Origin of the sequence: Micromonospora sp. NBC_01739 (genome assembly GCF_035920385.1) — a bacterium.
GTDB lineage: Bacteria > Actinomycetota > Actinomycetes > Mycobacteriales > Micromonosporaceae > Micromonospora.
Genome location: NZ_CP109151.1, coordinates 603,073 through 615,590, shown reverse-complemented (window position 1 = coordinate 615,590; position 12,518 = coordinate 603,073). Strand labels below are relative to the sequence as shown.

At 71.3% G+C, this 12,518-nt stretch carries 13 protein-coding genes; 4 read left to right on the top strand and 9 right to left on the bottom strand.

Annotation, left to right across the window (positions count from 1 at the left end):
- Positions 1–154: 154 nt before the first annotated feature.
- Genes zwf through pgl form a run of 3 tightly spaced genes read left to right on the top strand, consistent with a single transcriptional unit; the run spans position 155 to position 3,540 of the window.
- Positions 155–1,669, top strand: a complete 1,515-nt coding sequence (zwf, locus tag OIE53_RS02790) for a glucose-6-phosphate dehydrogenase (RefSeq protein ID WP_327024985.1) — start codon at positions 155–157, stop codon at positions 1,667–1,669.
- 31 nt (positions 1,670–1,700) lie between these two features.
- Positions 1,701–2,717 (top strand): glucose-6-phosphate dehydrogenase assembly protein OpcA, encoded by a 1,017-nt coding sequence (locus OIE53_RS02785; protein WP_327024984.1) that lies wholly within the window; start codon positions 1,701–1,703, stop codon positions 2,715–2,717.
- A 58-nt stretch (positions 2,718–2,775) separates the two neighbouring features.
- Positions 2,776–3,540: a 6-phosphogluconolactonase gene (gene pgl, locus OIE53_RS02780; RefSeq protein WP_327024983.1), complete on the top strand. Its 765-nt coding sequence runs from the start codon at positions 2,776–2,778 to the stop codon at positions 3,538–3,540.
- A 90-nt stretch (positions 3,541–3,630) separates the two neighbouring features.
- On the opposite strand, the gene OIE53_RS02775 is transcribed toward pgl, so the two are convergent.
- From OIE53_RS02775 to rapZ, 8 genes are all read right to left on the bottom strand, one after another.
- On the bottom strand, positions 3,631–3,975 hold the full coding sequence (locus tag OIE53_RS02775) for an RNA polymerase-binding protein RbpA (protein ID WP_327024982.1): 345 nt from the start codon (positions 3,973–3,975) through the stop codon (positions 3,631–3,633).
- A 137-nt stretch (positions 3,976–4,112) separates the two neighbouring features.
- The gene (secG, locus tag OIE53_RS02770) at positions 4,113–4,367 is read right to left on the bottom strand and encodes a preprotein translocase subunit SecG (protein ID WP_327024981.1); all 255 of its coding nucleotides are present in this window, start codon (positions 4,365–4,367) and stop codon (positions 4,113–4,115) included.
- A gap of 95 nt (positions 4,368–4,462) precedes the next feature.
- Positions 4,463–5,254, bottom strand: a complete 792-nt coding sequence (tpiA, locus tag OIE53_RS02765) for a triose-phosphate isomerase (RefSeq protein ID WP_327024980.1) — start codon at positions 5,252–5,254, stop codon at positions 4,463–4,465.
- Positions 5,254–6,477: a phosphoglycerate kinase gene (locus OIE53_RS02760; protein ID WP_327024979.1), complete on the bottom strand. Its 1,224-nt coding sequence runs from the start codon at positions 6,475–6,477 to the stop codon at positions 5,254–5,256. The genes tpiA and OIE53_RS02760 overlap by 1 nt, the downstream gene beginning before the upstream one ends.
- Before the next feature lie 52 nt (positions 6,478–6,529).
- Positions 6,530–7,534, bottom strand: coding sequence for a type I glyceraldehyde-3-phosphate dehydrogenase (gap, locus tag OIE53_RS02755; RefSeq protein WP_327024978.1), 1,005 nt, complete (start codon positions 7,532–7,534; stop codon positions 6,530–6,532).
- 322 nt (positions 7,535–7,856) lie between these two features.
- Entirely contained in the window at positions 7,857–8,837 is a 981-nt protein-coding gene (whiA, locus tag OIE53_RS02750) for a DNA-binding protein WhiA (RefSeq protein ID WP_327024977.1), read from the bottom strand.
- Positions 8,838–8,891: 54 nt separating this feature from the next.
- Positions 8,892–9,866: a gluconeogenesis factor YvcK family protein gene (locus OIE53_RS02745; protein WP_327024976.1), complete on the bottom strand. Its 975-nt coding sequence runs from the start codon at positions 9,864–9,866 to the stop codon at positions 8,892–8,894.
- Positions 9,863–10,777 carry an RNase adapter RapZ gene (gene rapZ, locus OIE53_RS02740; RefSeq protein WP_327024975.1) on the bottom strand — a complete coding sequence of 305 codons (915 nt, stop codon included), beginning with the start codon at positions 10,775–10,777 and terminating at the stop codon, positions 9,863–9,865. Before rapZ ends, OIE53_RS02745 begins: the two co-directional genes overlap by 4 nt.
- A 196-nt stretch (positions 10,778–10,973) precedes the next feature.
- Between rapZ and OIE53_RS02735 the strand changes: the two genes are divergently transcribed.
- Positions 10,974–11,618, top strand: coding sequence for a hypothetical protein (locus tag OIE53_RS02735; protein ID WP_327024974.1), 645 nt, complete (start codon positions 10,974–10,976; stop codon positions 11,616–11,618).
- A gap of 51 nt (positions 11,619–11,669) precedes the next feature.
- On the opposite strand, the gene OIE53_RS02730 is transcribed toward OIE53_RS02735, so the two are convergent.
- Positions 11,670–12,488, bottom strand: coding sequence for a TrmH family RNA methyltransferase (locus OIE53_RS02730; RefSeq protein ID WP_327027042.1), 819 nt, complete (start codon positions 12,486–12,488; stop codon positions 11,670–11,672).
- Positions 12,489–12,518 lie beyond the last annotated feature (30 nt).

Below are 12,518 nucleotides of genomic sequence, written 5' to 3'. Positions count from 1 at the left end.
GGTAGCGTTCTTCAGACAACCGGTACGGTCGATGTTGATCTGCCGGTACCCGGTGGGCCGTACTCCTGAGAGGTGCTGCCGGCGGGCCCGGGCCGGTCGGTGCACTGTGGGGCATGACGATGGACGATGTGGACGAGCGGAGCGAGGAGGCGGCGTGAACCCGCTGCGCGACCCGCAGGACCGGCGACTACCCCGGATCCCGGAGCCCTGTGCTCTGGTGATCTTCGGGGTGACCGGGGACCTGGCCCAGAAGAAGCTGTTGCCGGGCATCTACGACCTGGCCAACCGGGGGCTGCTGCCACCCGGCTTCGTGGTCGTCGGGTTCGCCCGGCGTGACTGGGTCGACGGCGACTTCGCCTCGCTGGCCCGGGAGGCGGCCAAGAGCCACGCCCGCACTCCCTGGCGCGAGGAGGTCTGGTCGCGCCTGGAACACAACATCAAGTTCGTCGGTGGCTCGTTCGACGACGACACCGCCTTCGACCGGCTCAACCAGTGCCTGGACGGTCTGCGCGACAGCCACGGCATCCACGGCAACGCGGCCTTCTACTTCTCCATCCCGCCGGCCGCCTTCCCGGTGGTGCTCAAGCAACTGGCCCGTACCGGCATGGCCGACAACGAGCGGTGCGGCGGCTGGCGTCGGGTCGTGGTCGAGAAGCCCTTCGGGCACGACCTGCCGTCGGCGAAGGCCCTCAACGACCTGGTCGACGACGTGTTCACCCGGCGGGACGTGTTCCGCATCGACCACTACCTGGGCAAGGAGACCGTTCAGAACATCCTCGCCCTGCGCTTCGCCAACAGCCTCTTCGAGCCGCTGTGGAACTCGCAGTACGTCGACTCGGTGCAGATCACCATGGCCGAGGATGTCGGTATCGGCTCCCGGGCCGGTTTCTACGACTCCGTCGGCACCGCCCGGGACGTGTTGCAGAACCACCTGCTGCAACTGCTGGCCCTGGTGGCGATGGAGGAGCCGACCAGCTTCGACGCCGATGAGATCCGGGCCGAGAAGCTCAAGGTGCTCAAGGCCATCACCCTGCCCAAGGACGTCAGCGAGGGCACCGTACGCGGGCAGTACCTGCCCGGCTGGGTCGGTGGCCAACGCGCCAAGGGCTACCTGGAGGAGGACGGGGTTCCCCCCACCTCGACCACGGAGACCTACGTGGCCGTCCGGCTCGGCATCCAGAACCGCCGCTGGGCCGAGGTGCCCTTCTACATCCGGGCCGGCAAGCGGCTGCCCCGGCGGGTGACCGAGGTGGCGGTGATCTTCAAGCGGGCCCCCCACCTGCCGTTCAACACGACCGACATGGAGATGCTCGGCAACAACCAACTCGTCATCCGGGTCCAGCCGGACGAGGGGGTGGTGCTCAAGTTCGGGTCCAAGGTGCCGGGCACCACGATGGAGGTCCGGGACATCGCGATGGACTTCCAGTACGGCGAGGCCTTCACCGAGTCCAGCCCGGAGGCGTACGAGCGCCTCGTGCTGGACGTGCTGGTCGGTGACCGGACCCTGTTCCCGGACGCCGCCGAGGTCGAGCAGAGCTGGGCCGTGGTGGACCCGCTGGAACACGCCTGGGAGGGCACCAAGCCCGAGTCCTACCGGGCCGGCGAGTGGGGTCCCCGCGCCGCCGACGAGATGCTGGCCCGCGAGGGTCGGGCCTGGCGGCGGGCGTGACCGGGCACCCCGAGCGAACCTGGAGGCTGCGTTGATCGGATTGTGGGACACCACCGGCAACGAGGTGGTCAAGGCGCTCGCCGCGGAGCGGCGCAGCGCCGGTGGGGTGGCCAGCGGCATGGCCCTGACCCTGATCGTGGTGGTCGACGAGAAGCGGGTCCGCGACGCCGAGGCGGCGGCCACCATCGCCGCCGCCGCGCACCCCTGCCGACTGCTGGTGGTCGTCCGCTCCGACCTGGAACGGGACCGCAGCCGGCTGGACGCGGAGATCGTCGTCGGCGGGCGACTGGGCCCCTGCGAGGCCGTCGTCATGCGGATGTACGGGCGGCTGGCGCTGCACGCCGAGTCGGTCGTGATGCCGCTGCTGGTGCCGGACGTACCCGTGGTGACCTGGTGGCACGGCGAGCCGCCGATGGAGATCGCCACCGACTTCCTGGGGGTGGTGGCCGACCGGCGGATCACCGACTCGGCCCAGGCCGCCGACCCGATCGAGGCGCTGCGGCAACGCGCCCGGGACTACGCCCCCGGCGACACCGATCTGGCCTGGACCCGGATCACTCCGTGGCGGGCCGTGGTGGCCGGGGCCTTCGACACCACGGAGGCCCAGCTGACCGAGGCGGCCGTCATCGCGCCGCCGAGCGACCCCACGGCCGCCCTGATGCGCGGCTGGTTGCGCAGCCGGTTGGGCATCAAGCCACGCTGGGAGCGGACCAGGGAGTTCCCCCGGATGCGTGAGGTGCAGCTGCGGTGCGCCAACGGCGACGAGCTGACCCTGACCCGGGACGACAACGTGGCCATCTTCCGGCGTACCGGTCAGGAGGACCGGATCCTGCCCCTGGTCCGTCGGCCCTTGGGCGACGAGTTGGCCGAGGAGTTGCGCCGACTCGGCCCCGACCAGGTGTACGCGGAAGCCCTGGGTGCCTTCGCCGGACTGACCACCCTGGACCGTCGGCCCAGCCAGCGGGTGCACGTCTGGAAGGACCCGGCCACCGCGGAGCGGGCCGAGGCCGGGGTCACCGCGCACGCCTCCACGAGTACCCAATCCTGACCGCCCACCCCGCAAGAGGGCACTACACCGACCGCCCGGGCGGTCGCGGAAGGACACCATGAGCGAGGCGAGTGTCGCCGTACACGCCGATGCCGACCTGCTGGCCCAGGCGGTCGCGGCGCGGTTGGTGGTGAAGTTGCTCGACGCCCAGGCCGAGCGTGGCCAGGCGGCCGTGGTGCTGACCGGTGGGCGGATAGCCGCCGCGGTCTACCGGGCCGTCGCGGCCCTGCCGGCCAAGGACGCGGTGGACTGGTCCCGGGTCGACATCTGGTGGGGTGACGAACGGTTCCTGCCCGCCGGTGACCCGGAGCGCAACGAGACCCAGGCTCGGGCGGCGCTGCTCGACGCGGTGCCGGTGGCACCGGAGCGGATCCATGCGATGCCGCCCTCGGACGCCGGTGCCGACCCGGAGGAGGCCGCCGCCCGGTACGCCGCCGAACTGGCCCGGGCCGCCCGCCCCGGGACGGCCGTACTCCCCCACTTCGACGTGCTGATGCTCGGGGTGGGCGAGGACGGACATGTCGCCTCGGTCTTCCCGGAGCATCCGGTGCACTACGAGAGCCGGCCGGTCAGCGCGGTGCGGGGCAGCCCCAAGCCGCCCCCGGTGCGGATCACCCTGACCCTGCCGGCGATCAACACGGCCGAGGAGGTCTGGTTGGTGGCCAGCGGGGCCGACAAGGCCCGATCGGTCGGGATGGCCCTGGCCGGGGCCGGGCCGGTGCAGATCCCGGCCGCCGGGGTGCAGGGCACCAGCCGCACCCTGTGGCTGCTGGACCGGGCCGCCGCGGCCGACGTCCCCGCCCGCTTCCGCAGCCTCCGCTGAAAGGAGGGGCCCCTTATTAACGCCTCGCGTAGTACAGGGGCCCCCGCTTAACACATCGGCCTGAGGCAGGCGGTGGCGTGCAGGCGGCGCTCAGCTCCCGCCGCGCCGCTGGCGCAGGGCGGCGAGGGCCTCGGCGAGGATCGCCTCCCCCTCGGCGTCGGTACGCCGCTCCTTCACGTACGCCAGATGGGTCTTGTACGGCTCGCTGGTGACCCGGCCGGGTGGATCCTGGGCGTCCGGGCCGGCGGGCAGCCCGCAGCGGGGACAGTCCCACAGCTGCGGGGTCGCCGCCTCGGCAGCGATGCGGATGTCGGTGCGGTGCCCGTTGCGGCACCAGAAGCTGACCGAGCGGCACGGCACCGGCCGGTGGCGTTCGGGGTGGCGGGGCGGCGCGGACCCGACTCGGGCGCCTCGGATGACATTGCCGTTCGACACGGCGCTCGCTCCTGTCGTCGGAGGGGACCGCCGTCGAGGGGTGGACGGCGGGCGACGCGGTGCAGCGGGTGAAACGACGTGCGCGCGGCCCGTCGGGTGACGGACCGCGCGCAGATTGTACGACTAGTGGCGCCTGATCAGACGCCGACCTGCAACCGAAGCCAGAGGCCGAGCCCGACGATGCAGGCGAACCAGACGATGCCCACCAGCACGGTGTAGCGGTCCAGGTTCTTCTCAGCCACTGACGACCCGGCCAGGCTGGAGCTGACGCCACCGCCGAACATGCTGGACATCCCACCACCCTTGCCGCGGTGCAGCAGAATAAGCAGGACGAGCAGTACGCTCGTGATGACCAGCAACACGATCAACGTGTAGGCGAACCAGATCGGCATGGCGGGGGTCAGTCCTCTCGTTACGATCCTCGCCCGGGCAGTTCGGGCACGGCGGCACCGACCGGCGGACGGGCGGAGTCAAGGATAGCGAGCGATCAGCCGGTGATGTGCTCCGGGAACCGGCAGATCTTCGCGAACTCCTCGGCGTCGAGGCTGGCACCGCCCACCAGAGCGCCGTCCACGTCCGGCTGGGCCATGATCGACGCCACGTTCGACGACTTCACCGAGCCGCCGTAGAGGACCCGTACCTGGTCCGCGGTGCCCTGGTCGAAGGTCTCGGCGAGCCGGGTACGCAGCGCGCCGCACACCTCCTGGGCGTCCTGGGGGGTGGCCGTCTTGCCGGTGCCGATCGCCCAGACCGGCTCGTAGGCCACCACGACCTTGGTCACCTGCTCGGCGGAGAGCCCCTTGAGGGCCCCGTCGAGCTGCTCGGCGCAGTGCGCTACCTGCCCGCCCTGCTCCCGGACGTCGAGCCCCTCCCCCACGCAGAGGATCGGGGTGAGCCCGTTGGCCAGGGCGGCCTGCACCTTGGCGCCGACCAGGGCGTCGTCCTCGCGGTGGTACTCCCGCCGCTCGGAGTGCCCGACCACCACGTAGGTGCAGCCCAGCTTGGCCAGCATCGACCCGGCGATCTCGCCCGTGTAGGCGCCCGAGGCGTGCGCGGAGAGGTCCTGTGCCCCGTAGCCGATCAGCAGCTTGTCGCCCTCGACGACGGTCTGCACCGTACGCAGGTCGGTGAACGGCGGCAGGACCACCGTCTCCACCTCGGTCAGCTGCTTCTCGGTGAGGCTGGCCGCCAACTTCTGCACCAGCAGGTTGGCTTCCAGGTGGTTGAGGTTCATCTTCCAGTTGCCGGCCATCAGGGGCCGGCGAGGGGCGCTCGCCATCAGTTCTCCAGAGCCGCGATGCCGGGGAGGGTCTTGCCCTCCAGGTACTCCAGGGAGGCGCCGCCGCCGGTGGAGATGTGTCCGAAGGACTTATCGTCCAGGCCCAGGGCCCGCACCGCAGCGGCCGAGTCACCGCCACCGACGACACTGAAGGCGTCGGAGGCGGCGATCGCCTCGGCGACCCCCCGGGTGCCGTTGGCGAACGCCGCCATCTCGAACACCCCCATCGGGCCGTTCCAGAAGATCGTCCGGGCGTTGGCCGGGCCGTCGGCCGAGGAGCCCCGCAGGGCGGCGGCGAAGCCGGCCACCGTCTCCGGCCCGATGTCCAGGCCGACCCGGTGGCTGGGGATGCCGTCGGCCGGCACCACGTCGTGCGCGGCGTCCGGGGCGAAGGCGTCCGCGGCCACCACGTCGACCGGGAGCATGATCTTGCCTTCGGAGCGCTCCAGCAGATTGCGGCAGGTCTCGACCATCTCCTCCTCGCACAGCGAGGTGCCGATCTCGTGGCCCTGCGCCTTGAGGAAGGTGAAGCACATGCCGCCGCCGATGAGCAGCCGGTCGACCGTGGGTAGCAGCGCCTCGATCACGGCGAGCTTGTCGGAGACCTTGGAGCCGCCGAGCACCACGACGTACGGCCGTTCCGGGTTGCCGGTGAGGGTGGAGAGCACCTCCACCTCCCGCAGCACCAGGCGACCGGCGACGTGCGGCAGCCGGGCCGGTACGTCGTACACGCTGGCGTGCTTGCGGTGCACCGCGCCGAAGGCGTCGTCGACGTAGGCGTCACCGAAGGCGGCCAACTGGTCGGCGAAGGCACCCCGCTCGGCCTCGTCCTTGCTGGTCTCCCCCTTGTTGAAGCGGAGGTTCTCCAGCAGCGCGACCTCGCCGTCGCCCAGCGCCGCCACGGTCGCCTGGGCGGACTCGCCGACCGTGTCGGTGGCGAAGTGCACCGGGGCACCGAGCAGCTCGCCGAGCCGCCCGGCCACCGGGCTGAGACTGAACTGCGGGTCCGGGCTGCCCTTCGGCCGGCCCAGGTGCGAGCAGACGATCACCTTGGCGCCGGCCTCGGTGAGCGCACCCAGGGTGGGCAGGACCGCGCGGATGCGACCGTCATCCGTGATGGCACCGGTCTGCTTGTCGAGCGGGACGTTCAGGTCGGCGCGCACCAGCACGCGCCGACCCGACACCCCCTCGGCGAGCAGGTCGTCGAGGGTACGGATGCTCACAGAGCTAGCCTCCCGTTCGTGACTGCGGGGCTCGCAAGCTCACTCCTCGCACTCACAGCGACTGACCGACCAGCTTGACGAGGTCGACCAGGCGGTTCGAGTAGCCCCACTCGTTGTCGTACCAGCCGACGACCTTGACCTGGTTGCCGATGACCTTGGTCAGCGGCGCGTCGAAGATGCACGACGCCGGGTCGGTGACGATGTCGGCGGAGACGATCGGGTCCTCGTTGTAGGTGAGGATGCCCCGCAGCGGGCCCTCGGCGGCGGCCTTGATCGCGGCGTTGACCTCGTCCACCGTGGTCGCCCGACCGACCGTGACGGTGAGGTCGGTGGCCGAGCCGGTGGGGATCGGCACCCGCAGGGCGTACCCGTCCAGCTTGCCCTTGAGGTCCGGCAGCACCAGGCCGATGGCCTTGGCCGCACCGGTCGAGGTCGGCACGATGTTCAGCGCGGCGGCCCGGGCCCGACGCAGGTCCTTGTGCGGCGCGTCCTGGAGGTTCTGGTCCTGGGTGTACGCGTGGATGGTGGTCATCAGACCACCCTCGATGCCGAAGGTGTCGTGCAGCACCTTGGCCATCGGGGCCAGGCAGTTGGTGGTGCAGGAGGCGTTCGAGATGATGTTGTGCTTGGCCGGGTCGTAGGAGCCCTCGTTGACCCCCATCACGACGGTGACGTCCTCGTTCTTGGCCGGCGCCGAGATGATGACCTTCTTGGCCCCACCGTCGAGGTGCGCCTTGGCCTTGGTGCCGTCCGTGAAGAAGCCGGTGGACTCGATCACCACGTCCACACCGAGGTCGCCCCACGGCAGCGCCGCCGGGTCCTTCTCGGCGTACGCCTTGATGCTCTTGCCACCGATGGTGATCTCGTCGGCGGTGGCCTTCACCTCGTGCGGCAGGCGGCCCAGGATGCTGTCGTACTTGACAAGGTGGGCGAGCGTGGCGTTGTCGGTGAGGTCGTTGACCGCAACGACCTCCACGTCAGCGCCGGACGCCAGCACTGCCCGGAAGAAGTTACGGCCGATGCGGCCGAAGCCGTTGATGCCAACCCGGATGGTCACAGGTCCCATCTCCTCGCGTTCTGGTTCGCCGGCGTGGAGACCCTCGGCCGGCGAAGCGGTGTGCGCCGACCGTTGGAGCCGGCCGTTGACGATTCATCTCGGCCACCCCGCCGCGGTCCGAGGGACCTGACCGCCCGAGGCGGTGGGTACGGCGGGTGCACCGGTTCCGGCCCCCTTGCCGTACGCAAGCGACCCTATCCGAGCGCGTCGAGCCGCGCTGCGTCGGGTGGTTGTCCACCCCACACCACACGGGACACCGCACCGCGCCGACGACGCGTGTCGGCCCGACACCGACCCGCCCGCCGGACGACCCACCGTCCTATCAGACCACGAGCATGTCCGGCGTGACTGCCGCTTCGGTATCCGGGATGCCCAGGTCCCGGGCCCGCTTGTCGGCCAGGGCCAGCAGCCGGCGGATCCGGCCGGCGATGGCGTCCTTGGTCAGCGGCGGGTCGGCCAGGGCGCCCAACTCCTCCAGCGAGGCCTGCCGGTGCTCCAGCCGCAGCCGACCGGCCGAGGTCAGGTGCTCCGGCGCATCCTCGGCGAGGATCTCCAGCGCCCGGGTCACCCGGGCCGCCGCGGCCACGGCCGCCCGCGCCGAGCGGCGCAGGTTGGCGTCGTCGAAGTTCGCCAGCCGGTTGGCGGTGGCGCGTACCTCCCGGCGTACCCGACGTTCCTCCCAGGCCAGCACGCTGGCGTGGGCTCCTATGCGGGTGAGCAGGGCGGCGATCGCGTCGCCGTCCTTGACCACCACCCGGTCCACCCCGCGCACCTCACGGTTCTTGGCGGTGATGCCGATGCGGCGGGCCGCCCCGACCAGGGCCAGGGCCGACTCCGGCCCCGGGCAGGTGATCTCCAGGGCGCTGGAGCGGCCCGGCTCGGTCAGCGAACCGTGCGCCATGAAGGCCCCCCGCCAGGCGGAGACCGCACAGCAGACGTTGGCGGCCACCACGTGCGGCGGCAGTCCCCGCACCGGCCGACCCCGCACGTCCAGCAGGCCGGTCTGCCGGGCCAGCGCCTCGCCGTCCTTGACCACCCGGACGATGAAGTGGCTGCCCTTGCGCAGCCCACCGGAGGCCAGCACATGAATCTCACTCGGGTAGCCGTAGACCTCGGCGACCTCCCGGCGCAGCCGACGCGCCACCGCGCCGGTGTCCAGTTCCGCCTCCACCACCACCCGTCCGGAGACGATGTGCAGCCCACCGGCGAACCGCAGCAGCGCGGCCATCTCCGCCCGCCGGCAGCAGGGCTTGGGCACGTCGACCCGACTCAGCTCGTCCTTGACCGCAGCCGTCATCGCCATTGTGCGTCCCCTCACGGACCGGTTCCGGCGTGTCGCCGGAGATTACGTACGTGTCTAACGATCGGCGCCCAGTACGGGCACCAGGGCGGCGGCCAGTGCGGCCGGATCATGACGGGGAGTACCGTCGTCGACCGCGACGGGAGCGAGGACCAGTCGGGCCCCCAGGGATTCTGCCGCACGGTAGACCGGGGCCGGATCCCCGACGGCCTTGGAGTCGGCGAGCACGTAGTCGACCGTCAACTCCGGCAGGTACCAGCGCAGGGCCGCCAGGTGGTCGGCGACGGACAACCCGAGGGTCTCCTGCTCGGCGGCCAGGTTCAGGGTGACCAGCCGACGAGCGGGACTGGCCAGGATGGCCGCGGCCAGCTGCGGTACCAGCAGGTGCGGCAGGACGCTGGTGTACCAGCTGCCCGGCCCGAAGATCAGCCAGTCGGCGGCAGCCGTCGCGGCGACCGCCTCCGGACATGCCTCCGGGGCCTGCGGGGTCAGCCGCAGGGACTCCACCCGGCCCGTACTCACCGCCACCTGGTGTTGGCCGCGTACGGTGCGTACCTCGTCCGGCCGGTCCGGATCGGTGCCGCGTACCTGCGCCTCGATGTCGACCGGCTGGCAGGACATCGGCAGCACCCTACCGACCGCGCCGAGCATCGCCCCGGCGTGCTCCAGGGCGGCCACCGGGTCACCCAGCAGCTCCATCAGCCCGCAGAGCACCAGGTTGCCGACGGCATGACCGGCCAGGGCGTCCCGGCGGCCGCTGTCGGCGGCCACCGCGGCGAACCGGTGCTGGAACAGCCCGGCGCTGCGGCGGGTGGCCGGATGGTCCCCGGCCAACGCGACCAGCGCCTGCCGCAGGTCCCCGGGGGGCAGGCCACCCCGCTCGGCGCGTAACCGCCCGCTGGAGCCACCGTCGTCCCCGACGGTCACCACGGCGGTGATGTCCAGATCCAACTCGGGTGCGCAGCGGCGCAGGGCCCGCAGCGCGGCCGACAGGCCGTGCCCACCCCCGAAGGTCACCACCCGGATGGTCATTCCCGCCCCAGGTCCCGGTGCTGCGCATTGGCGGCCAGGCCGGCACGGCGCAACCGGGCGGCCAGCTCCTCGGCGATGGCCACACTGCGGTGCTTGCCGCCGGTGCAGCCCACCGCGACGGTCAGGTACCGCTTGCCCTCCCGCTCGAAGCCCGCCGTGGTGGCGCCGACGAGATCGGTGTACGCCGAGACGAAACCGTCCGCCCCCTCCTGCCCCAGCACGTACGCGCTGACGGCCTCCTCCCGGCCGGTGTGCTCCCGAAGTTCCGGCACCCAGTACGGGTTGGGCAGGAACCGGGCATCCAGCACGAAATCGGCGTCCGGCGGCAGGCCGTACTTGAAGCCGAAGGAGATCACCGTCACCCGCAGCTTGCGGGCGTCCTCCCCACCGAACAGCTCCTCGATACGCCGACGCAGTTGGTTGACGTTCAGGTGGCTGGTGTCGATGATCACGTCGGCCTGGTCGCGGGCCTCCTCCAACAGCCCCCGCTCGACCGCGATGCCGTCGGCCAGCCGCCCGTCACCCTGCAGGGGGTGGGAACGGCGCACACTCTCGAACCGGCGGATCAACACCTCGTCGTCGGCGTCGACGAAGACCACCCGGGGGGCGTAGCCCCGCTCCTTGAGCTCCCGGATCGCCTCGGCCAGGTCCGTGGAGAAGGCCCGGGAGCGGACGTCCAGCACCATCGCGGTACGCCGGGCCGCCCCGCCGGCCTTGACGGCCAGCTCGGCCATCTCCAGCAACAGGGCCTGGGGAAGGTTGTCCACGACGTAGAAGCCGACGTTCTCCAGAGCCCGGGCCACCGTGCTGCGCCCACCGCCGGACAGTCCGGTGACCACGACCAGGGTGGTGTCCGTCTCCGCCTCCCCGGAACCGCCGGTGTGATGACCGTTCGTGTGCGCCTCGCCCACCCATCAACCCCCAAGCTGTGGCGCTCCGGTCAGGCCGACCGGGCATGGTCAGAGCGACTCTAGTGCGGTCCGCCGGACCCTTGCCAGCGACGCCCCGACCTCCCCGGCCAGCCCGCATGCCCCGACAGACCCGCCGGTCGGCCGCTGTGTCGGCTGACTGACGGCGCCCGGCCGGCTACGGCGTTATCCTCCGGCCATGGGCAGACACGGAGCGCGACTGCGCTGGGTGGTGGCCCTGGTCTCGGTCACCGTCGCCGCACTGGCCACGATCGACCATGCGCGGGAACGCCAACGTGAGCACAACGCCAGCCCCGAGGCGGTCACCGTCACCGTCGAGGCGATGTTGCCGCAGCCGGACCAGGTGGCCGACCTGGCCGCCGTGTACGGCTGGCGCGACGGCTCCGCCCCGGTCGGTGACCCCGAGAATCAGTCCGTGCTGCTGCGGTTGCGGTGGTCCGGCCCGGGCCAGCCCGGCACCTATCAGGTGATCCTGCTGGACAACCGGCTGGATCCACCCCGGGTGGTGCCTCCGACCGGTGGCTGGGACGCCACCGGCAGCACCGGGTTCAACTGGGCCGGTTCGTACGAGACCCTCGCCGGACGGTACGACTTCCTGGCCGGTGCCGTCTCCCGTCCGGAGTCGAGCGACTCACTGCGTACCCCGGACAACCTCGGCGCGGTCAGCACCCGGGCGGTCGCCGAGGGCGACCTGGTGGCCCTGTTCCGGATGGGGGCCGGCGCCGCCCCCCTCACCGACCCCGCCGACCTGCTGGTAGCCCTCTGCTACGTAGACCCCACCGGCACCCCCCGCTGGGCCAAACCCGTCCCCGTGCCTTCCTGAGCCGGTCAGCAGCAGTGGAGAGCCTTGAGGCGATTCGCGGCGACCAGTGCGCTACCGTCGGGCGGCAGCAGTCCGCTGCCGTGCCGATTCGTACAGCACGACGGTCGCGGCGGTCGCCGCGTTCAGGGAGCTGGCTGCCCCGGACATCGGGATCCGGACAACCTGGTCGCAGGCCTCACGCCAGCCGGAGCTGAGACCGGTGGTCTCATTGCCGATCACGATCAGCGTTGGTTGCCTGAAGTCGTAATCGGCGACATCCAGCGCGCCCAGCTCATCGGTTCCCACGACGCTCATGCCGATGCCGCCCGCACGGACGTCGACGCCCCAGGACAGCACGGCCTGACGGGCGGGCACTCGAACCACTGGCAGAGCGAACAGCGAGCCGGTGCTCGCCCGGACTGCCTTCGGGTCGTACACGTCGGCGGCGTGGCCCGTGATGATGACGCCGGAGACGCCGAAGGCGTCTGCGGACCGGACGAGGGTCCCGATGTTGCCGGGGCTGGTCGGCCGATCGAACACGACCGTGAGCATGGTCGGTCCGGTCGGGATTCGGCACAGGTCGTCCTCCGGCAGCGCGACCACGGCCAGCAACTCTGGTACGTCGTCCGCCTTACCTCCCAGCTCGTGCATCAGTTCACGGGAGACGGCGATCTTCTCGGCCCGGACCGTTTCCAGCAGGTCGCGTGCCCAGCCGGACAGCGCAACGCTTGTGTTGTACAGCAGCTCTCGGATCTGCCAACCGTGTTCGACGGCCATGGCAATCGGACGCACGCCCTGCACGAGGAATTCGCCGCGACGTTGCCGCTTGGTCCGATTATGCAGGAGAGCCTCCCACTGCTGGAAGCGCGCGTTGCGACCACTCACCCGCAGAACCACCCTTGTCCCCGCCTCCGTCGTACA